This window comes from Acidobacteriota bacterium (genome assembly GCA_040752675.1).
Classification (GTDB): Bacteria; Acidobacteriota; Polarisedimenticolia; order JBFMGF01; family JBFMGF01; genus JBFMGF01.
Genome location: JBFMGF010000061.1, coordinates 1 through 20,836, shown reverse-complemented (window position 1 = coordinate 20,836; position 20,836 = coordinate 1). Strand labels below are relative to the sequence as shown.

At 50.0% G+C, this 20,836-nt stretch carries 18 protein-coding genes and 1 pseudogene; 15 read left to right on the top strand and 4 right to left on the bottom strand.

The window, feature by feature from the left end:
• Nucleotides 1-3: 3 nt before the first annotated feature.
• The 4 genes from AB1756_06125 to pdxA all read left to right on the top strand — a co-directional run bounded on the left by AB1756_06125 (nt 4) and on the right by pdxA (nt 3,509).
• A complete protein-coding gene (locus AB1756_06125) occupies nt 4-1,005 on the top strand; it encodes a peptidylprolyl isomerase (protein MEW5806902.1) in 1,002 nt (333 codons plus the stop codon).
• Nucleotides 1,002-1,958 carry a tRNA dihydrouridine synthase DusB gene (dusB, locus tag AB1756_06120; protein ID MEW5806901.1) on the top strand — a complete coding sequence of 319 codons (957 nt, stop codon included), beginning with the start codon at nt 1,002-1,004 and terminating at the stop codon, nt 1,956-1,958. The genes AB1756_06125 and dusB overlap by 4 nt, the downstream gene beginning before the upstream one ends.
• 149 nt (nt 1,959-2,107) lie before the next feature.
• Entirely contained in the window at nt 2,108-2,422 is a 315-nt protein-coding gene (locus tag AB1756_06115) for a hypothetical protein (GenBank protein ID MEW5806900.1), read from the top strand.
• A 97-nt stretch (nt 2,423-2,519) separates the two neighbouring features.
• Nucleotides 2,520-3,509 (top strand): 4-hydroxythreonine-4-phosphate dehydrogenase PdxA, encoded by a 990-nt coding sequence (gene pdxA / locus AB1756_06110; GenBank protein ID MEW5806899.1) that lies wholly within the window; start codon nt 2,520-2,522, stop codon nt 3,507-3,509.
• Here the strand turns inward: pdxA and AB1756_06105 are convergent.
• Together AB1756_06105 and xerC are read right to left on the bottom strand one after the other, a co-directional pair.
• Complete coding sequence (locus AB1756_06105; GenBank protein ID MEW5806898.1) at nt 3,501-4,307, bottom strand: inositol monophosphatase family protein; 807 nt, start codon at nt 4,305-4,307, stop codon at nt 3,501-3,503. The two genes, pdxA and AB1756_06105, sit on opposite strands and share 9 nt — an antisense overlap.
• An 83-nt stretch (nt 4,308-4,390) precedes the next feature.
• Nucleotides 4,391-5,311 (bottom strand): tyrosine recombinase XerC, encoded by a 921-nt coding sequence (gene xerC / locus AB1756_06100; protein ID MEW5806897.1) that lies wholly within the window; start codon nt 5,309-5,311, stop codon nt 4,391-4,393.
• A 599-nt stretch (nt 5,312-5,910) separates the two neighbouring features.
• On the opposite strand from xerC, the gene AB1756_06095 reads away from it, so the two are divergent.
• From AB1756_06095 to AB1756_06070, 6 genes and pseudogenes are all read left to right on the top strand, one after another.
• Nucleotides 5,911-6,129, top strand: a complete 219-nt coding sequence (locus AB1756_06095) for a DUF4258 domain-containing protein (protein MEW5806896.1) — start codon at nt 5,911-5,913, stop codon at nt 6,127-6,129.
• A gap of 17 nt (nt 6,130-6,146) precedes the next feature.
• Nucleotides 6,147-6,347, top strand: coding sequence for a DUF2283 domain-containing protein (locus AB1756_06090; protein MEW5806895.1), 201 nt, complete (start codon nt 6,147-6,149; stop codon nt 6,345-6,347).
• 97 nt (nt 6,348-6,444) lie between these two features.
• The gene (locus AB1756_06085; GenBank protein MEW5806894.1) at nt 6,445-7,839 is read left to right on the top strand and encodes an HAD-IB family phosphatase; all 1,395 of its coding nucleotides are present in this window, start codon (nt 6,445-6,447) and stop codon (nt 7,837-7,839) included.
• A 9-nt stretch (nt 7,840-7,848) separates the two neighbouring features.
• Nucleotides 7,849-7,959: pseudogene (locus AB1756_06080) on the top strand (DUF4160 domain-containing protein).
• On the top strand, nt 7,938-8,222 hold the full coding sequence (locus AB1756_06075) for a DUF2442 domain-containing protein (GenBank protein ID MEW5806893.1): 285 nt from the start codon (nt 7,938-7,940) through the stop codon (nt 8,220-8,222). The pseudogene AB1756_06080 and the gene AB1756_06075 overlap by 22 nt, the downstream one beginning before the upstream one ends.
• Before the next feature lie 403 nt (nt 8,223-8,625).
• The gene (locus AB1756_06070) at nt 8,626-8,979 is read left to right on the top strand and encodes a VOC family protein (protein MEW5806892.1); all 354 of its coding nucleotides are present in this window, start codon (nt 8,626-8,628) and stop codon (nt 8,977-8,979) included.
• A 62-nt stretch (nt 8,980-9,041) separates the two neighbouring features.
• Here the strand turns inward: AB1756_06070 and topA are convergent, their stop codons facing one another.
• Nucleotides 9,042-11,459: a type I DNA topoisomerase gene (gene topA / locus AB1756_06065; protein MEW5806891.1), complete on the bottom strand. Its 2,418-nt coding sequence runs from the start codon at nt 11,457-11,459 to the stop codon at nt 9,042-9,044.
• A gap of 59 nt (nt 11,460-11,518) precedes the next feature.
• Nucleotides 11,519-12,691 (bottom strand): DNA-processing protein DprA, encoded by a 1,173-nt coding sequence (gene dprA / locus AB1756_06060; protein ID MEW5806890.1) that lies wholly within the window; start codon nt 12,689-12,691, stop codon nt 11,519-11,521.
• Between the two features lie 209 nt (nt 12,692-12,900).
• Here dprA and AB1756_06055 point away from each other — a divergent pair, with 209 nt between their 5' ends.
• From AB1756_06055 to AB1756_06035, 5 genes are all read left to right on the top strand, one after another.
• Nucleotides 12,901-15,813 carry a tetratricopeptide repeat protein gene (locus AB1756_06055; GenBank protein MEW5806889.1) on the top strand — a complete coding sequence of 971 codons (2,913 nt, stop codon included), beginning with the start codon at nt 12,901-12,903 and terminating at the stop codon, nt 15,811-15,813.
• 65 nt (nt 15,814-15,878) lie between these two features.
• On the top strand, nt 15,879-17,666 hold the full coding sequence (locus AB1756_06050) for a tetratricopeptide repeat protein (GenBank protein MEW5806888.1): 1,788 nt from the start codon (nt 15,879-15,881) through the stop codon (nt 17,664-17,666).
• A gap of 50 nt (nt 17,667-17,716) precedes the next feature.
• The gene (locus tag AB1756_06045; protein MEW5806887.1) at nt 17,717-18,103 is read left to right on the top strand and encodes a response regulator; all 387 of its coding nucleotides are present in this window, start codon (nt 17,717-17,719) and stop codon (nt 18,101-18,103) included.
• Nucleotides 18,100-19,332 (top strand): HEAT repeat domain-containing protein, encoded by a 1,233-nt coding sequence (locus AB1756_06040; protein ID MEW5806886.1) that lies wholly within the window; start codon nt 18,100-18,102, stop codon nt 19,330-19,332. Before AB1756_06045 ends, AB1756_06040 begins: the two co-directional genes overlap by 4 nt.
• Nucleotides 19,333-19,341: 9 nt before the next feature.
• On the top strand, nt 19,342-20,802 hold the full coding sequence (locus tag AB1756_06035) for a glycosyltransferase family 2 protein (protein MEW5806885.1): 1,461 nt from the start codon (nt 19,342-19,344) through the stop codon (nt 20,800-20,802).
• The last annotated feature ends 34 nt before the right edge of the window (nt 20,803-20,836 follow it).

Genomic DNA, 20,836 nt, shown 5'->3' with positions numbered 1-20,836 from the left:
CCCATGTCTAGGATATCACCATATGTCATGGCTCTCTTCATTCTTCTGTTCTTCTCCGGTTGTCTCATAGCCGGAAAAGTGATCGAGGAGATTGTGTCCAAGGTCAATGACGACATAATCACAAAAACGGAGTTCGAGAATTACGAACGATCCCTCACAAGAGAGATATACTCAACCTACACAGGTGAGGAGTTGGACCAGAAGCTGAAAGATGCGAAGGAGTATCTTCTCTACAACCTCATCAACGAGAAGCTTCTATTTCAGAAGGCGGAGCAGCAGTACGACATGAAGAAGTTAGGGGAGTCCATCATGAAGGAGTTCCGGGAACAGAAGAACCTGAAATCGGACAAGGATTTCCAGAATTTCCTGAAGGATGTCAGGATGACGGAGGACGAGCTCAGGGAAGAGATTCTGAGATTCCAGGCGCCGCAGATGATCCTGAACTCTCTGATACGCGACGAGATCACGGTCAGCGACAAAGAGATTGACAATTACTATGAGAAAAATATCGAGGATTTTACAGATCCCGAAAGGGTCACTGTCCGGGAGATCATCCTTCTGGCCACTCCCGAGAACAGGGAGGCCGTGCGAGAGAAGGGGAGAGAAATCCTCAGACAGGTGAAAGAGGGAGCGGACTTCGCCAAACTCGCGGAACAACTTTCCGATGGAGCCACCAGAGAAAAGGGGGGTCTCCTTGGAACTTTTGTGAAAGGCGAGCTGGCGGCGGATCTCGATACCAGGATCTTCCAGATGAAAAGTGGGGATGTAAGCGATCTCATCGAAGCCTCTTACGGATTTCACATCGTGAAACTTGAAGAGAAAACTGAAAAGAAGGTTAAGCCCCTCCCCGACGTCCGCTTCGAGATCTATGACACAATCTCGGGTGAGAAATACAGCGAGGCGGTGAACAAGCTTCTCACGAAGATGTGGGAGGACAGCTCCATCGAGGTCAATGAAAGGTATCAACACCGGCTCTCCGTAAAGCACAAAGCGCCCACCAGATGATTCTGAAGCACGTCATAATCGAGCCAGGACTTGCTCTCGCCCCCATCGCGGGCTTCACGGATACCTATTTTCGGAGGGAGATCAAGAAACTGGGTGGTTGCGGCCTGATCTTCTCCGAGATGGTAAGCTCGGAAGCCCTTACCAGGGATTCGAAGAGAAGCCATAAGATCATGGAGTTCTCTCACGCCGAGAGGCCGATTGCTATACAGATCTCAGGTGCCAACCGCGAGAGAATGGCGCTAGCGGCAAAGATTGTCGAGGATTCAGGCGCAGACATCCTGGATATCAACATGGGATGTCCGGTTAGCAGAATCGTCAAAACGGGTGCAGGTGCAGCGCTGATCAACGATCCAGCACTTGTGGCCCGGGTCCTTCGGGCGGTGACGGGGAGCGTCACCATCCCGGTGACGGTGAAGATACGATCCGGATGGCAGAAATGGGACAGGAAGGGGATCGAGCTGTCGCGGATCGCCGAAGAAAACGGCGCCGCCGCTATCACTGTTCACGCGCGTTCCCGTTCGGACTCTTTCAAGGAAAAGGCGGAGTGGCCTCTCATCGGAGAAGTGAAATATCAAGTGAAGATTCCCGTGATCGGAAATGGGGACGTGAAAGAGGCGGAAGATGCCATCCGAATGAAACGGGAGACAGGGTGCGATGCAGTGATGATAGGGCGGGCGGCAATGTCCAATCCCTGGATCTTCAGGCAGATCATGCAGATCGAGAGAGGAGAGGTTCCGGAAGTCATAAGCGCGGCCGAACGCAATAGATTCGCCCTAGAGCATTTTCGGATACTGCTTGAAAACGAAGAGGACAGGATCGCACTGCATCGGATGCGGAGCTTCGCCGGATGGTACTTCAGGAGAGTGCCCGGAGCCCTCCAATACCGGAGGCTGCTGAACTCCATAAAGACAGCCAGAGAATTTCTCGAAACTTCACTTGATTATCTTTCCTGAATTCGCTATGTTTAATGACGGAGCCAGATACTGAATAAACCCAGATAATTTTTTTGCTTGAATTCATCGAATTGTGATGTAAATTATTATCACCGCTTGATAATATTCCGGGATACCCAAGACTAACCGAAGCATTTGGAGATTTTTCCATGAGCAACCGCAAACTGATCAGGCCCAGTCTTTCCGAAATCAAAGTCAAAATGTCTGAGAAGGCCATCGATAAGAGGAGGATGATGGGCCCGCCGGACCAGACCAATGCAGAGAGCTTCTACTACCTTAAGCAGATGAATGCTAAGACGCCTATGGTGATCGTTCTGCGCGATGGCGAGATCATCAGAGGGGTCATCGAGTGGTATGACAAGCACTGCATCAAGATCAACAGAGAAGGTGCTCCCAATCTTCTCATCCTGAAAAATAACATCAAGTACATGTACAAGGCTGAAGACAAAGGCGACGAACAGTAGCCCAAGACAGAGGTCCATTAGCCTGATCTTTCCATTTCCTGACTGAATCTTTTAACTCGCAACGATGGCGCCTCGTATCGAATCAGAGGAGGCATCCATGAAAATCAAGATAGGGATAACCACGGGCGACCCTGCCGGCATCGGACCGGAAGTTTCGCTGAAGGCAGCCTATGATCTGGAAGTGCAGAGCCTCTGCACACCCATCCTCATCGGAGACGGGGACTTCCTCCGGAAGACGGCACGGGAGATCGGGCATCCGGAAACTTACAGCGTGGAAGGAACTTCAGAGAAGAATGTGGAGAAGGTAAACGGATTTTTGATATATAACGTCGCAGGATCGGCTCGAGGCGTTCCGACGGGCAAGGCATCCGCAGAAGGGGGCAAGGCTGCAAGTGAATACATAAGGATCGGAGCGCAGCTTGCCCTCGAGAGGAAGATCGGCGCGCTCGTCACCGCTCCCATCTGCAAAGAATCTTTGCAACTTGCAGGGGTAAGACATTCAGGCCACACGGAATTTCTGGCCTCTCTCTCCGGCGTGAAAGAGGTTGGCATGCTCTTTTACAGCCATCCTCTGAAGATTTTCCTCTTAACGACGCATCTATCTCTGAAGGATGCCATCGGTCATGTCAGAAAAGAAGAGATAGTCAAGAAAGCAAAGCTGCTCACCGAAGAGTACTTGAGGCTCTTCAATGAAAAACCCAAGATCGGGATCTGCTCCCTGAACCCTCATGCCGGAGAGGGAGGATTGTTCGGAGAGGAAGAAAACAAAGAGATCATCCCGGCCATAGAAGAGCTGAGACTCCTGAACATCGATGTTTCTGGACCATATGCATCGGATAGTATCTATGCAAGAGCGATGAAAGGAGAATTCGACCTCGTCTTCGCGCTGTATCATGACCAGGGTCTCATCCCGATCAAGTCTCTCAAACTCAGAGCGGTGAACGTCACTCTAGGGTTACCATTCGTGAGGACATCTCCCGATCACGGGACCGCATTCGACATTGTGGGGAAAGATGTAGCCGACCCCTGCAGCATGATCGAAGCCATCAAACTGGCCGCCATGCTTTTGCATTCAAGATCAATCTGAGTCGGGATAGGCTTCCCGGATGACTTTCATAAGCTCGGCGTGGATAAAGGGGGAAGCGGCGACAACATCGCCGGTTTCGAGAAATCTGTTTCCCTCATGAAAATCCGTGACGATGCCGCCCGCCTCTCTGACCAGGAGGGCGCCGGCAGCAATGTCCCAGGATGATAAGCCCATTTCCCAGAACCCATCGAAAATCCCCGCCGCGGTGTAGCAGAGATCGATGGCGGCAGAACCAGCACGTCTGATCCCGGAAGTCGTTCGAACAAAATGCTCAAAGGTTTTCAGGTAGTTTTCCAGGCGGTGCTGCTCACGGAAGGGAAATCCGGTCGCAAGGACGGCTCTTCCAAACGACCCGGGATGCGAAACTGTAAGCTTCTTCTGATTGAGGTGAGCTCCCTTGTCTTTCACTGCCTGGAAAATGTCGTTTCTGATAGGATCGAAGACGGCGGCGACCGAGATCTCACCATCGATCAGCAGAGAGACCGACACGCAGAAGACCGGGAACCTGTGGATGTAATTGGTCGTTCCATCGAGAGGATCGATGAGCCAGACGTAACGCGAACCGCTCTTCTTTCTCGAGAACTCCTCTGCTACCACGTCATGGTCAGGAACGCTCGAATGAATGAATGAGACAATCTCTTTCTCGGCCTCCCTATCCACCTGGGTCACGTAATCGTTCTTCCCCTTCTCATCGACGTCGAGACGCTCTCCGTTCTCCCAGTATTTCATCAGAACATCACCGCCCCTCTTTGCCGCTTCGATGGCGATTCTGAGAAGCCTGTCTTTTGTATTGTCCATCTCAACTGACTTCATCGTCGTCCAGCAGAAGGTCCCACTATGATATCTAATCGGCAGGATTAAATCAAAAGAGACGGGCACCTTCATCGTTCAGAAGAAGGGATGCGAGCCCTCGGGTGGGACTTATCGTAGATCTCCATTAGCTTCGTTGCGTCCATGTGCGTGTACTTCTGCGTCGTGGACAGGGAAGCGTGACCGAGCATCTCCTGAATGGCGCGCAAGTCTGCTCCGGCGTTCAGAAGATGCGTGGCGAAGGAATGCCTTATGGAATGCGGAGAAATCTTCGTTGCAATGGAAGCCCTGGAAATATGAATGTTGATGATCCTCCTGATGCTCCGGGCCGTTAGCCTTCCTCCCCGCATGCTGAGAAAGAGGGCATCGGCAGACTTTGCCCAATCCCGAACGGGGCTCATCAGCCGGAGGTAATTTTGCAGGGTGTCTCTTGCCTTGCTCCCGAAAGGAAGGAGCCTTTCCTTCTTCCCCTTTCCCATGACGCGCACAGTCATCTCTGTGATGTCAACGTCGTTGAGGCTCAGCTCGACGAGCTCGCTGACTCGCATCCCGGTTGCATATAGGAGCTCGAGTATCGCCGAATCTCTTGCTCCTTGCGGTGATGCCTTATCAGGCGTGTCGAGAAGATGGAAGACCTCATCGACGGAGAGATGCTTCGGAAGTCGCCTCTCCTTTTTCGGAAGAGTAACCGATGCGGCCGGATTGGCGTTCAGAACTCCTTCCCGACAGAGGAATTTGAAGAACGACCTGAGCGAGACGATCTTCCTTTCGATAGATGACTTCTTCTTTCCCGTCCGATGGAGGAATCCAACGAAACCTCGCACAGCCAGAACGTCAACATCCTCAGCTTTGTGCTTCTTTCCTGGATCGAACTCGCTGTCCAGGAACCGGGCGAACTGTGCGAGGTCCGAGAGGTAACTCCGGCAGGTCTCTTCCGAGAAGTGCCTCTCGAACCTCAAATACTCGATGAACTTATGAACACTCTCTCTCATATTTATATATTAGCGCAAATTTGGCAATTAAAAGCCAAAAATTTCTTGATCTTGGCGAGTGCTTCATAGCAATTTTTCGCCTATTTATTGGAATAAACGGTTCCGTTCACTATATGTTGAACTAAGCCGCTTTGCGGCAGTTTCAGTTCAAAGATAAACTTCCTTCCAAATAAAAAGTCTTCTCTGCTGTTCCATCCTATTTCCATGCTGTCTTATCCTCCATCTCCAGCCTGGAGTATGCTCCCAGTCTGCTCACGGTGCACAAGGAACCTCCCTCATGTCAGAATCAAAGGGTAATTCTCTTTCAAAATCCAGATCCTATCGCTTCTTTTCTAAGAAATCATCACATCATACTTTTTCGTGCCTTGTTTCAACTGAATTTCTTATTCTCTTCCTCCACAAGCAATCCCCATAGTAATTGCCGCAAAGCGGCTTCGTCCAACGAGATCATATCCTGAGTGCTCCTGCTTTGTGCTTGCCTAAAAAATTTGCTTACTTTATAAAGCACTCTGGATATAATCTATTACGTTAGAAGGACAATCTGAGCTGTTGATGCTTTTCCTTGATGCCATTAGTAATTTGGTATATGCTCATGATTAATGATATTTACAAAGCACTTCAAGAAGATGATGAAAGAACGATCAATTCGACAAGAATGGATTGATAGAACATTGAAAGAACCACAAAAGATTGAACGCCACGAAGACGGCACACAACATTTTCTTTGTCAGATACAAGAACATGGGAATAGATGGCTGCGCATTATTGTTGATGCGCAGAAGCAGCCGCATAGGGCAGTAACAGTTTTTTTTGACTGAAGCTTGAGGGGAAAATAATGAGACTGATTGTTGATAAAAAAGAAGATGCTCTTTACTTCCGTTTGGATGAAAATGCAATAATAGAATCTGAAGAAGTTCGTCCTGGTGTAATTCTTGATTTTGATAAAGATGGCCGAGTTGTAGGCGTTGAATTTCTCGGTATTAAAGCTCGGATGTCTGAGGAAGAACTTTCTTCATTCCATTATCAAGCGGGTTAAATTAAAAGCCTTCTAACTACCCGCTCAAGCTGCCACCTTCGGCGTCACGCTGTTTGCGGTGGCAAACATCGTGCCGTCTCGGCTGCAGCTTAGCGGTGTGTTCGGTAAACCGATAAACATGATCAGCGTAATCATACCTGCTATCAACGAGGAGATGACCATCGGGTCGGTCGTCAAGATCGCTAAGTTCAACCCCAACGTGAGGGAGGTGATTGTTGTTGATGACAAGTCATTCGACAATACGGTGCGCGAGGCCAAGAAGGCTGGTGCGAGCGTCATCACTAGCACAAGGATCGGCAAAGGCGCCTCCATGCGTGACGGCCTTCTTCTCTCCTCGCAGGATGTCATTGTCTATCTCGACGCAGATCTGGACAAACTGAATCCCGACGTAGTTAGTATCCTTGTAGAGCCGCTCCTCAGCAATGAGGCCGATTTTGTGAAAGCGAAGTTCTCCCGTGAGGCTGGAAGGGTAACCGAACTCGTCGCAAAGCCATTGCTGAGCCTCCTGTTTCCCGCCGTAGCTCACTTTGCGCAACCGCTGGGCGGTCTCGTCGCTGCGCGCCGCGAATTCCTTCAGAGAGTCACTTTTGAGGATGACTATGGTGTGGACATCGCCCTTCTCATAGACATGCACCTTTTGGGCGCAAGGATAGTCGAGGTCGATATTGGTCAGATTGAACACAAGATGAAACCGTGGCACCAATTGACGCGAATGTCGAAGGAGGTGTCCCGGGCCATACTCGCCAGAGCTACGAAGCTGGAGCGCACGAGTCTTGACGATCTGGAAACCATATCAATCATTCGTGACTACATGGATGATGCAATCCGCAACAGCGCTAGATATCTTCGCAAGATGGTTGTCTTTGATATGGACAATACGCTTCTTCGAGGCCGTTTTATCGAATTCGCCGCGCAGCTCTTCGGATTCCGTCAGGACCTCATCAACATTATTGCCAAGAACCAGGATTCCTTTCTGGTAACCAAACACATCGCCAAATTGCTTCAGGGCAAGAATATTGCGGAACTGCTCTCTGCTGCAGACCGCATTCCCCTTGTCGAGGACGTGCTGCAAGTGACTGACGTTCTGAAACAAAGAGGCTATGTTATCGGCATTATTACCGACAGCTACGATTGTATTGCGAGCCACATCAAGACCAAGATCAACGCTGACTTCGTAATGTCAAACGAGCTTGAGTTCTCGCAAAGCGTCGCAACCGGGGAAGTCAAAGTCCCCTCCTATTTCTGTCGGTCCAACGCCAGCCTCTGTAATCACAACTTTTGCAAGAGCAACGCCCTCCTTCACGCGACGGCCACACACGCCATTGACCTCCGAAGTGTCGTTGCCGTCGGAGATAGCGAGACCGACATCTGCATGGTGCGGATCGCGGGAATTGGGGTATCCATGTGCACCACCAATGAAACACTAAGAGCCATTTCCGATTACCGAATTGAAGAACCGCGGCTAACACAGCTTCTGGACTTTGCAGAATGACAATCATCGAACAGGGATCATATGCCACCGCATTTTCACGCTATATACGGTGATTATGAAATCACTTATGAAATTGAAACCGGAATTGTAACTGGCAAATTTCCAAAACGGGCACTCTCTCATGTGGAGTAGAGAAAATATTCTATTGTGTAAAGGAAGCAAGACATATCTCTGACTATACCATTTGGATCAAGTTCTCGGATGGGACGGAAGGTGAAATCAATCTAAAAGATGAATTAAAAGGTCCTATCTTCGAGCCTTTGAAAGATTTGGAAATGTTCAGAAGCTTTAGAGTTGATCCCGAATTGCATACTCTGGTTTGGCAAAATGGGGCTGATTTTGCTCCAGAATTTCTTTATGAACAAATTAGAGTAAGAGCATAACTACAGGATTCAAAAGAGGAGTAGCCATGTATCAAGATTTTGTATTTAATGCGCCATGGGGCATATCCTTGAAATTGATGACTGGACTTTCAGTTTTAATTCTTATTGGCGTACCGATGTTTTGCTTATTCACAATCGCTAGAAGCAATATCATTTACATTCTAAGCATGATTGTCATACCAATCCTTATACTATTTTTTGCCTCGCTTTTCGTCATCCGGGGCGAAGTATTCGTTTCAAAGATAAAAGAATTACGCAATCTCAAGATGCTTAACTACTCGCTTAAGCTGACAGCTTCGGCGTCACGGCTCTTGCAAAGCAACAGCCGCGCCGGCCGCTGAGTGCCAGTGTTAGACGCTTAGAAAGCATTGAAGTAAGGCCTGGAAAGGAAAGAGCCGTTCAATTGATACAATTTAAATTCGACTGCATCTTTTACTATGTCAGCGACATCGAGAAATCAATCTCTTTTTATAAAAATGTTCTTGGCTTTCGACTGATCTCTAGAGATATCATTGCACGCTTTGATGCAGATGGTGTCTTATTTGAACTTGTTCCGTGCAGCGACAAATCAAAAATAGGAGGGTATGGCAACGCAAGATTATGCCTCAAGGTAGACGATATTCAAGATGCAATTGACCATCTAAAAATAAAAGGAGTTCACACTGCTGATTTGCATGAAGTAGCAAATGGTTTTCTTGTGCCTTGCTATGATCCAGATGAGAATGAAATTATCTTATGGCAATATAAAAAGCTTTAGATTTGCTAAGCACAAGCAATTTGCACGGCCTAACAGGCGCGTGCACTCGCATATGAAAAATCTCAGGACGGAAGGGGCGTCTTAAAGGAGCATCCATCGGTGAGGCACTGGAGGGAGCGGCCGCTCTTCTTTGAGACTTTTTCGACGAGGAACTCGGCGCCGCATTCCGGGCACTTCTCCTTGATCGGCTTCTGCCAGATGACGAATTTGCATTTCGGGTAGTGGCCGCAGCCGTAAAAGATCCTTCCCCTGCGGCTCTTCTTCTCGACGATCATCCCGCCGCACCCCTTTTCGGGGCATTTGACCCCTGTCTCTTTATGTTTGATGTATTTGCATTTAGGGTAGTTGCTGCAGGTGGTGAATTCTCCGAAACGGCCATGCTTGACGATGAGATTCTTGCCGCATTTCGGGCACTTCTCATCCAAGGTCTTTTCTTCCTTCGTCTCAACCTTCCCTTCATGGTTGACGATGATCTTTTTCGTATTTTTGCAGGCAGGATAGGCGGAGCAGGCTAAAAATCTGCCGAATCGCCCCTTCTTGACAACCATCCTGTTTCCACACTTTTCACAGGTCTCTTCGGTCTCATCGGCGAACTCGTGTGCCTCTTCGCCATTCTCGGCAAGCTCCTGGGTATGCTTGCAGTCGGGATATCCCGAGCAGGCAAGAAAATAACCGTAGCGGCCCCACTTCTTGACCATCGGCTTTCCGCATTCCGGGCAGTTGAGCTCGGTCGGAATTTCCTCCCGTTTCACATCCTTCATCTCCGCTTCAGCTCTCTTCAGGTCATCGTTGAACTTATCGTTGAACTCTTTAAGGGCATCGATCCAGTTGAGCTTCCCTTCCTCTATCTCGTCGAGCTCTTCCTCGAGTCGCGCGGTGTATCCAATGTCAACAATGTCACCGAAATGCTCCACCATGAGGTCTGCGATTAAGAAGCCTAGTTCCGTTGGCACAAACTTGCCCTTGTCCTTGTTCACATAGTCCCTGTTCTGCAGAGTGGCGATGATGGTGGCGTATGTGCTCGGCCTTCCGATCCCATTTTCCTCGAGCTCTTTAACGAGCGTTCCTTCCGAGAACCTCGGGGGAGGTTGCGTGAAGTCCTGCTGGGATTCGACTCTCTCAAGTTTTAAAGGTTTTCCCTCTTCAAGGGGCGGGATCTGCAATGCCTCTTTTTCTTCGCTCCCTTCCCTGGATTCATCGGCTTCTTTTTCCTCGAAATCCCGGTAGACGGCGAGCCAACCAGGGAATTTCATCACGGAACCAGAGGTTCTCAACAGAAAGTCACCTGCTCTGACGTCGACTGTCGTCGTATCGAATGCGGCCGATTCCATCTGAGAGGCGATGAATCGGTTCCAGATCTGTGTGTAGAGCTTCAATTCATCGCTGGTGAGATATTTCCTGACCTTCTCGGGAGGCAGGTCGCAGCTCGTCGGTCTGATCGCCTCATGGGCTTCCTGAGCCCCCTTCCTTGATTTGTAGATCCTGGGCTTTTCGGGAAGATAATCGTTTCCAAAATTCTTGACGATGCATCGTCTTGCCCAGTGGATGGCATCCATCGAGACCCTCGTTGAGTCTGTCCTCATGTACGTGATGAGACCCACGGTGCCGAGGTCTCCCAAGTCTTTTCCTTCATAAAGGTCCTGCGCGATCCTCATCGTCTTCTTGACGGGGAAACCGAACTTCCGGTAGGCATCCTGCTGTAGTTTACTTGTCAGGAAGGGTGGAGGAGGGCTCTTCTTCTTTTCCTTCGCATCGATCTTTTCTACGATGAAGTCGGCTTTTTCGAGAGCGGCCACGACCCTCTTAGCCTCTGATTCGTTCGGGATCTTTATCTTCTCCCCTTTTTCTTCGATGAGCCTCGCTTTGAAAACAGGAGGTTTATCGGAAGCCAGATGCGCGATTATCGTCCAATACTCTTCCGGAACAAAGGCTTTGATCTCCCTCTCGCGGTCGCAGATGATTCTCAGGGCAACGGATTGGACCCTTCCAGCGCTCAGGCCGCGCCTCACCTTTTCCCAGAGGAGAGGCGAGATCTTGTATCCAACGAGCCGGTCCACGATCCTGCGCGCCTGCTGTGCATCCACCTTGTTCGTGTCAATGTCGGAGGGATTCTGGAATGCCTCGAGCACGGCTCTCTTCGTGATCTCGTTGAAGAGGACCCTGTGGAACTTCGCCTTCGTCCTTTTAAGCTCTTCCTTCAGGTGCCAGCATATAGCCTCCCCTTCCCGGTCAGGGTCGGGAGCAAGGAAGATTTCTTTCGCCTTCATCGAAGCTTTCTTCAATTCTGCAACGACCTTTACCTTGTCAGGGAGGACTTTATAAGTCGGCTCGAAGGAGTTTTCCTCGTTGACTCCAAGCTTGCTCTTTGGAAGGTCGCGGATGTGCCCCATCGATGCTTTGACAGTGTAATCCTTTCCCAGGAACTTATTTATTGTTTTTGCCTTCGCCGGCGATTCCACGATGACAAGTAACTTACTCAATTTTACGGTACCCTCATTTTATTAAGTAAATTTTCGCAATCCAGCATGAAACTGCTTTCTCATGAGCGTATCAATTTCTTAATGTAATGATTTCCTGGCAATTGGTCAACCAAGCCCCTCATCTCGAGCGCGAGTATAGCACCGAGGAGCCGATTGATCCTGATCCTGCTCAGATCTGCAATCCTGTCGATGTGCATGGGCTCGTCGACTGAGAGAAGAGAGAGGATCTTACTTTCATCCTCATCCAGCGCCAGTTCTTTTATTGACTTTTTATCCCTGTCTTCCTTTTGTCCACTCTCTTGAAGCCCCTTCTTTTTGGAATCTTCTGGCTCCTGCATTTTGCTCTTTTCTTCTCCGGCGAAACGATGAGCCGGGAGTTCATTAAATATGTCATCGAAATCGATGAGAGGTGTGGCTCCATCCTTTATGAGCCTGTTCGGCCCGAGGCTCTTCCTTGAGGTGATGTTTCCAGGAACTGCAAAGACCTCCCTTCCCTGTTCGAGAGCAAGGTTGGCAGTGATCAGGGCACCGCTCCTCTCTTCTGCCTCAACGATCACGGTGGCTACGGAGAGGCCGCTGATGATCCTGTTCCTCCTTGGAAAGTTTTCGGGGACCGGCTGGATTTCCATGGGGAACTCAGTGATAACGGCACCGTTTTCGGAGATACTATCGGCGAGCTTCCTGTTTTCCTTTGGGTAGATGTGATGGAACCCGCATCCGAGAACGGCGATCGTCCTTCCGCCGGCATTAAGTGCCCCTCTGTGAGCTTCGGTATCGACTCCTCTGGCAAGGCCGCTGACCACGGTGATTCCATGGGATGCCAGCTCGAACCCAAGATTTTCGGCGACGATCTTCCCGTATGGAGTGGCCCTCCTCGTCCCGACGACGGCAATCTTCAGATCATTGTCGATCCGTCCCTTGCAGTAGAGGACGGGTGGGGGATCGTGAATCTCCTTGAGCAGGACGGGATATTGATCGCTAAAAATGGTCAAAACAAAAGCACCAGCTTTTCTGACTTCTTTCAAGATCCTTTCTGCTTCTCTTTCAGGATTCATCCGGACGATCTCGTCGGCGGCTATCTCTGAAAGGCCGTTGACCTGAAGCAGCATCTCCCGGTTTACACTGAAGGGGAGCTTCGTATCTCCGAAGAAGCTGATGATCTTGTCAATCGTTACTGGCCCCACCTTCTTGACTACCGTGAGCGCAAGAAGATAAAGCTCTTTCTCCTCCACATATACTCTCCCCGGGAGGCGAGTGCACATTATACTTTCTAAGTCCACCTTGTCAAGAAACGCGCAAGTTGAGATGACAATTCTGTGGCGGGAATATATATTGTCATTTGATGATTGAAAAGAATGATACTTTATCAGACATTTTCAACTATGCCAAGGAACTTTTCCTGTTCACTTACTCTTCACTCATGCAAACGGACATTTCCTGAATGACATCTCATAGTATCGAAAAATGGGTCGTTCTGACGGTTTCCCTCGTTCTTGCGCTCATTCTTTCCTTCATCAGCGGCATGTTGCTCATAGGGGCGGTGTTTCATGACAGCACCGGCGAAAGCAGGGAAATGGAGGAGAAATATGAAGGAGCGAATAAACTCTTCCAGAATGGAAGGTTCGATGAGGCTATGGTCTTGCTGAAGGAGCTCCTCGCCGTCGATGATGATCATCATGATGCGATGGTTCTGCTTGGGTGGTCTCATTACCGAAAGGGGGATTTCAAGTCATCGGAGCAACTTTTTACTCGCGCCTATAAAAAATTTCCAAAATCGACCGACGTTTTGAGCGGGCTTGCCTACTCAAAATTGCAAACAGGCAAACTGCCTGAAAGCGAACAGCTTTTTCAGAAAATTCTCGAGAGTCAACCGGAGAGCTCCGATGCCATGAAGGGACTGGGAATCGTCAAAAAGTTTTCCGGGAATTTCAGGGAAGCCAAGACCCTTTTTGATAGAGCCCTTATTCTGAACCCTGAAGATTGTGAACTGCGTAGCCTCCGTGAACAGATAGCTTTCCTCATGGGTTCTGGAGAAGACGTCATAAAAAGAGGGCCGCTCTCTAAAGAAATTCCGATCAAGGTGAACTTCAAGGCAGGAAAAGAATATTTTGCCGCAAACGTCGATGGCGGATGGAAAGATATCTTCATCAAGGGTGTCAACATTGGCGTAGCCCTTCCAGGAAAATTTCCGGCTGAGTTCCCTATGGATAAGGAGCTATACCTGGACTGGCTCCACAAGATCTCCGAAATGAACGCCAACGCGGTAAGAGTCTACACGCTGCTTCCTCCCGTCTTCTACAGGGCCCTGAAAGAACACAACGAGAAGGCAGGAGTGAACAGGCTATGGCTGATCCAGGGAGTCTGGGTCGAGCTTCCGCCGGAGAACGATTTCTATGACCAGCAGTTCATAAACGAGTTTAAGGCGGACATCGCGAGGGTCATAGACGCAGTTCACGGGAACATCGAGATCGCCCTCAGGCCGGGGCATGCGCACGGGGAATACGATGCCGATGTCTCGGAGTATCTCCTTGCCATGATCCTGGGAAGGGAATGGGAACCTTTCTCGGTGATCAAGTTCAACGACAGGTATCCAGACAGGATCTGGTACAATGGTGAGTATTTCCGTGTGGAGAAAGGCAACCCACTGGAATGCTGGATGGCGGAGATATGCAACTTCACCGCCGCATACGAGAGTGAGATATACCGCATGCAGCACCCGCTTGCTTACTCCAGCTGGCCCACTCTCGATCCGATCCATCATCCTACGGAGACCTCGAAGATAGAGGAGAACGAAATCAAAAGGAGACTTGGCCTGAAGGTTGACCCTGTCAAGGGGGAGCAGTACGACGACGATGCCGTGAGCGTCGATGCGACACACATCATTCCGACTGAGCAGATGATAGCCGGCTTCTTCGCCTCATACCATATCTATCCCTATCACCCTGATTTCCTCAACAATGACCCCGGGTATTCGAAAGCTGAAGACTCAGAGGGGCGGAACAACTACCTCGGCTATCTGAAAGACCTGAAGAACTATCATAAGAACCAGCCTCTTCTGGTGGCAGAATTTGGAGTTCCGACGAGCAGGGGAATCTCCCATTTTCAGTCGCAGCGGTTCAACCATGGCGGGCATACCGAGATCGAGCAGGGGAGGATCTGCCGAAGGCTCATGAAGAACATCGTTGATACGAAATGTGCCGGCGGGATCGTCTTTTCCTGGATCGACGAGTGGTTCAAGAAAAACTGGCTGACTGTCGATTTCGAGAATCCTCTCGAGAGGAATCCTCTCTGGTACAACGCCATTGATCCGGAGCAGAACTACGGCCTTCTCGCCATGAAACCCGGACGTGATGGCTGGAAGGTCAGCATAGATGGAAAGCCAGATGACTGGAAGACATCTACTCCCCTCTACGTTGATGACAGGGAGAGTAAATTCTCGGGCGAGAAGGCCGAATCGTCAGGTGATGAAGGAGAAAAGGTTAAGCTGTCAGTCAGGAAGAGGTTCGGGGATGGGTTCGATGCGGCTCGGGACCTCAAACAGTTTTACGTGACATGCGATGAGGGATATCTTTATCTCAGGATCGACCTGGGCTCCCTCGACTGCAACATGGATGGAAAAGCCGATTGGGAAAAGGCGAGCTATTTCATCGGAATCGACAGCTATCGAAGCGACCTGGGTGATTTCCGGTTTCCTCCCCCTGCAGATGTCTTCACTCCAAGCGGGATGGAGTTCATGATCGAATTGAAAGGGGAAAAAGAATCGAGAATCCACGTCGATGAGCCTTACAGCACATTCATCCACACGGCGGAAGGGTGGGGTCCATACCGGTCGCTTCCGAACAGGGATGGCAAATTCATAGAGATAAAGTCGGAGACGAACAGGGAGAGATACGGAAGGGACGGGACCGTCTATCATGCCATAAGTTATAGCAAGAGCCCTCTGCGATTTGGAAGCATGGAGAGGGGTTCGAAGGACTACGACTCCCTTGCTGACTGGTATCTGAACCTGGAACAAGCCTTCATAGAGGTAAGAATTCCATGGGGACTGCTAAACGTGACGGATCCGAGCTCGAAGCGAGTCCTGCACCAGGAGGGAAGCCATCTGGCTCCTCTGGATACCGTCAGGACCGAAGGGTTCCACTTCTACGTCACTTCGATCAATCCATCAGAAGAAAGAGATGCGGTGGCTGATACATTTCCCCCCGTCTATGAAATGGGGAGAAAAGGTCTGAGATCGGCTCCGCTTTACGATTGGAAAGAATGGGAAATCCCTCATTACCATTCATATTTAAAGGATAGCTATTTTATTCTAAAAGATGATTTTTCAAAAATTAAAACCTATATTATGGAGTGAACATTTCCAAGGGCTTTTTCAGCCCGAGGAATTTTGAACCCAGAGTTGGCTCGAGGCAGCGCGAGATGAAAAATTTCAATTGGAGGATGACGACGGTGAAGAGATATCTCTTTGCATCATTCCTGATCCTTGTTGTTTCCTTGGCTCTTTCTGGTGAAGTGGAAGAAAAGATGAAAAGGGCTGAAGCCGCCCTTAACGGTGGAGAAGTAGGGAAGGCTCTGGAGATATACAGGGAAATCCTGAGATCTTTGCCGGACAACCTTGAAGCCTTGAAAAAAGCGGCTCTACTTTCGAGCTGGCAGAAGGAATACGCATCTTCCATCAGTTATTATGAAAAGGTTCTTTCAATCGATCCAGGAGATAGGCAATCTAAGATCAACCTTGCGGACGTTTACTCTTGGAATAGTGATTATGAACACTCGATCGATATCTACCGGGATATCCTCTTGAAGGATCCGGATAACAGGGATGTCCGCCTGAAGCTGGCAAGAGTTCTAAGCTGGGGAAAGAGATACCCTGAATCGATCACAGAGTATGAAGCGATCCTTAAGAAGAATCCCGATGATAAAGAGGCAAGGCTGGGGCTTGCAAGAGTCCTCTCGTGGAAGGGGGATATGAAGGATTCGGAGGCAGAGTTCAGGAAATTGAAGAGCGCTGACCCTGATGATGTCGAGGTCCTGGTCGGACTTGCCAACGTCCTATCCTGGCAGGGGAAATACCCGGAAGCGGAGGCAGAGTACAGGAAGGCACTAGAGGCAGATTCTAAAAACGTCGATGCAAACACAGGGTTGGCAAGAGTCCTCCTGTGGCAGGGGGAGAAGAGGGAAGCCAGGAGAATCGCCAGAAAACTTGTAGAAGAAGTTCCCCAGAATGAAAAAGCCCAATCCCTTCTTGGCGATGTACGGACTTCTCTCAGGCCACACATCACTACTGCTTATGACTGGATCGACGATTCAGAAGATAACACGATCAGCATCTACAGAGCGGACTTTGTTTTCCATCCAGAGCCCCAGACCGACATGGGCGTCAACCTTGCCCGGTACGATCTGGAACTCCACGAAGCATCAGCCTCCGTGAATTCTTATGGGGTGACATTGGCCAGCCGGCTGAGCAGAAGAAACTTCTTCTACGCACGACTGGGAGGAGAGCGGCTGGAAGACATGCTGGGGGAGAGCAAAACATACCTGGTAGGGGCTCTTGCATACAGGTATTCCCATGGAGAGAAGCTCCACTGGGGAATCGGCGTCAGCAGGGATACCTTCAAGGTGACCGTTGAGACTATCAACAACGACCTCGTCGTCGATTCCTCCCATACCGATTTTTCTTACACGATCGCGAAGCCACTCAGGCTCTATCTGAGGTATGAACGGAGCGATTTTTCGGATGGCAATGACGAGGATGTCGATTACGATGACCCGATGGACAAAAACACGAGAGACGACGCCACCTTCTCGGTAAGATACACGGTTCCCCTTATGAAGCCGTCGCTAACCGTCTCTTACAGATTCCGGTATCTCTCTTTCGATGAGAATCGGGACAGTGGTTACTTCGATCCGCAACGTTACGTATCGAACGCCTTGAACATCGAGCTTTCTGGAAGGACACCAAACGCTCTCTTCTACTATGCGCTATCGATGGATGGGGGCCTTCAGAGCTTTCGTTTTAAAAATCCCGACGGAACGGAAACGAGAAGCGGTGATGACTCCTTCTTTGGAGGAGGCGCCTTGTTTGGTATCAACATCGCGAAGAGAGTGGCTCTGGAGTTTTACGGCAGTAAGACCGATTACGCCCTCCAGGTCGGTACTGGATACAGCAGCACGACGGCAGGAGCAAGGCTGAGATTCCAATTTTAGCCTTCTGTGGGTGTCATATATAATGTTCTGGAATCTGATGAAAAGAGATTATGGCAGGAGAGAGAATACTCATAGCGGATGATGACCCGATCATACTCAGCTTTTTAAGCGCTCTTTTAAAAGATAAGGGATACCAGGTTATAACGGCGGAGGACGGGGAAAGGACGCTCCAGGCCGCTCTGATATACCATCCCGAGGTCATCGTGACCGATCTTGTCATGCCCTACATGGATGGCTTCGAGATCATCAGGACGATCAGGAGAGAGAATAAGTTGAAGGATACTCCGATAATTATCCTGTCGATGAAGGATAAGGAGGATGACATCGTGAAGGGGCTTGAGGAAGGGGCTGATGATTACATTGTGAAACCCTTCAATGCCCTAGAACTCGTGACAAGAATAAAGAAACTTTTGGAAAGATCTAAGAGGAAAAAATGATAGCCTTTCAAGCCCTTCTTATTACCGTAATGATTGTTGGGGCCATATTCATTTTCCTGACCCTGCTGATCATGGGGAACAAGGCGACAAGGGACCTCTGGGCTTTTTACTGCAGGAGGAGGCGGCGAACACTTGAGCCGGCCATCCTGAAATACGTCAACTCGGAGAGTGGCGACGTCGGGAAGTATCTTTCCGGTCTGTTGCGCCCGTTCGATTCGACTATCGTGGAAAAGATCCTTGTCGATAACGCCCATGTCGTCAAGGGTACGGCCAAGGAGAGAATTACAAAAGCCTTCGAGGATCTTGGCTACGTGGATAGCTACCTCAAGGGATTGAAATCGGTAAGGTGGTGGAAACGGGCGCAGTCGGCGGAAAATCTTGGAGTGGCGGAAAGCAGAAGAGCGATCGATCCGCTTGCGAAGCTGATAGCGGATCCGGTTCCGGAGGTCAGAGTCAGATCGGCCAAGGCGCTCGGAAACATGAAGGGAATAGCCGCAGCGAAGCCTCTCGTTCAGGCGCTGGCTGAGCCGAACCGATGGTCAACAATCCGGATCGCGGATATCCTGAGCAGCATGGGGAAAGAGGTCGTCGATGAACTTATGCAGTGCTTCAGGGAATGTCCGATCCACGCCAAGATAGCAGCCATTGACATTCTTGGCAGGATCAAGAGCCTTCACACGGTTTCCTTCCTCGTTGAGAGACTCTCCGATCAAAACTCTGATATCAGGGCCAGAGCCGCTCATGCCTTGGGCGCAATCGGAGACCCCTCCTGCTACAAGGAGCTTATCGTCGCTCTCGAAGATAAGGAATGGCCGGTAAGGGCCATGGCGGCTAAGGCTCTGGGTAAGATAAAGGTCCCGGAAGCGATCCAACCGCTCTGTAAAATCCTTGGCGATTCGCAATGGTGGGTCAGGGCCAATACGGCGGAAGCGCTCAAGAGCATGGGCGACAGAGGAGTCGAAGCCCTCTTCGAGATGATCGATTCCAGAGATAACTACGCAAGCCATCAGGCAGTCCTGATGCTGCAGGAATCGGGCATCATGGATGAATATCTCGATAAGCTATCCTCGAAAGATGACGCTGTGAAAAAAGTGGCGCTCGAGCTTTTTGCAAAGCTCGTCCGCATGAAGAGAACGGACCTCCTAGAAGAGGCCGCCCACAAGCATTCCAACCCAGCGGTCCGACAGATCCTGTCCGATCTTCTCGTTTCAAACTTACAGAAAGCATAGGAGTCAACAATGGGCTGGCAAGCAATCGTCATAAAAGCGATCATCGGGTTCAATTATTTCGTCCTCTTCTACTTTCTGATCCTAAACTCCATATATCTCCTCCTTTTCATAATTTCGCTCTTTGCAGTCCTGAAATTCGTCAAGAGAACATTCTTCAGCGATTACCGGGAAATCATGCAGTCGGAGATGACGTGGCCCATCTCCGTTCTTGTTCCGGCTCATAATGAAGAGAAGACGATCGTCGGGACGGTCCAGTCCCTGATGATGCTCAACTACAGCGAGTATGAAATCATCGTCATAAACGATGGTTCGACGGACAACACCCTCCAGAACTTGATCAACGCCTTCGAGCTCAGGAAGCTCGATAAGGTGTACCGGCGCTCCATCCCGACGGAGCATGTGAGGGGAGTCTATGCTTCTCTTGCCAACTCCAATCTCCTCGTTATAGACAAGGAGAAGGGCGGGAAGGCGGATGCCCTGAACGCTGGCATCAACCTCTCGAAATACCCGCTCTTCTGCAGCGTTGATGCCGATTCAATAATCGAAGACAATGCGCTTCTCCGCGTCGTGAAGCCATTCATGGAGCATCCCAACGAGACGGTCGCCTCTGGCGGCATCGTGAGGATAGTAAACGGTTGCGAGGTCAAAGAGGGAAGAGTCGTCGGCATCTCCCTCCCGGACAAGATGCTTCCCATCTTCCAGGTCGTGGAGTATCTCCGCGCCTTCCTCACGGGAAGGATTGGATGGTCCGCGCTGAGGTCGCTTATCATCATATCCGGGGCTTTCGGTCTGTATAAGAAATCCGAGGTCATCGAGATCGGCGGGTACGACCACTACACAGATACGGAAGACCTTGAACTCGTCGTCAGGCTCCACGAGCACATGCACCAGAAAAAGAAGAAGTACAGAATCGTCTTCGTCCCCGATCCCGTCTGCTGGACTGAAGTGCCATCGAAGTTTAAGATACTTTTCAGGCAGAGGAACAGATGGCACCGCGGGCTTCTGCAGACCCTTTTCCGGCATATCCACATGCTGTTCAACCCCCGGTACAGGGTCATCGGCCTCTTTGCCACTCCCTATTTCTTCTTCTTCGAGATGCTTGGCCCCTTCGTGGAGGTCCTCGGTTACATTGCCGTCATACTATCGTTTATATTCGGGATCCTGAACGTAGAATTCTTCCTCCTCTTTCTGGCCGTAGCCATCCTCTACGGTATATTTCTCTCCATCGCCGCTATTCTTCTAGAAGAGTTTTCCTTCCGGAGATATCCAGGCTGGCAGGATCTCTCAAAGCTCATCGTCTTCGGGATTCTAGAGAACTTCGGATACAGGCAGCTCCTGGCGGTCTTCAAGATCAAGTCGTTCTGGGAGTACATCCGGAGAAGAAGGAAATGGGGGAAGATGGAGAGAATCGGCTTCAAGGAACCGGTAACAGTCAAGGCCACCACGCCAACCCATCACCACAGCCGCTGATCCTCATAAATGCGGTGTTTCTGAAGCAGCTTGT

Bases quoted from the DNA above. Each gene is read 5' to 3' on its own strand.
- AB1756_06055 (MEW5806889.1), top strand. From the start codon at position 12,901: ATGACATCTCATAGTATCGAAAAATGGGTCGTTCTGACGGTTTCCCTC.
- AB1756_06095 (MEW5806896.1), top strand. From the start codon at position 5,911: ATGATATTTACAAAGCACTTCAAGAAGATGATGAAAGAACGATCAATT.
- pdxA (MEW5806899.1), top strand. From the start codon at position 2,520: ATGAAAATCAAGATAGGGATAACCACGGGCGACCCTGCCGGCATCGGA.
- dusB (MEW5806901.1), top strand. From the start codon at position 1,002: ATGATTCTGAAGCACGTCATAATCGAGCCAGGACTTGCTCTCGCCCCC.
- AB1756_06045 (MEW5806887.1), top strand. From the start codon at position 17,717: ATGGCAGGAGAGAGAATACTCATAGCGGATGATGACCCGATCATACTC.
- AB1756_06105 (MEW5806898.1), bottom strand. From the start codon at position 4,307: ATGGACAATACAAAAGACAGGCTTCTCAGAATCGCCATCGAAGCGGCA.
- AB1756_06125 (MEW5806902.1), top strand. From the start codon at position 4: ATGTCTAGGATATCACCATATGTCATGGCTCTCTTCATTCTTCTGTTC.
- xerC (MEW5806897.1), bottom strand. From the start codon at position 5,311: ATGAGAGAGAGTGTTCATAAGTTCATCGAGTATTTGAGGTTCGAGAGG.
- AB1756_06115 (MEW5806900.1), top strand. From the start codon at position 2,108: ATGAGCAACCGCAAACTGATCAGGCCCAGTCTTTCCGAAATCAAAGTC.
- AB1756_06035 (MEW5806885.1), top strand. From the start codon at position 19,342: ATGGGCTGGCAAGCAATCGTCATAAAAGCGATCATCGGGTTCAATTAT.
- AB1756_06090 (MEW5806895.1), top strand. From the start codon at position 6,147: ATGAGACTGATTGTTGATAAAAAAGAAGATGCTCTTTACTTCCGTTTG.
- AB1756_06040 (MEW5806886.1), top strand. From the start codon at position 18,100: ATGATAGCCTTTCAAGCCCTTCTTATTACCGTAATGATTGTTGGGGCC.
- AB1756_06050 (MEW5806888.1), top strand. From the start codon at position 15,879: ATGAAAAATTTCAATTGGAGGATGACGACGGTGAAGAGATATCTCTTT.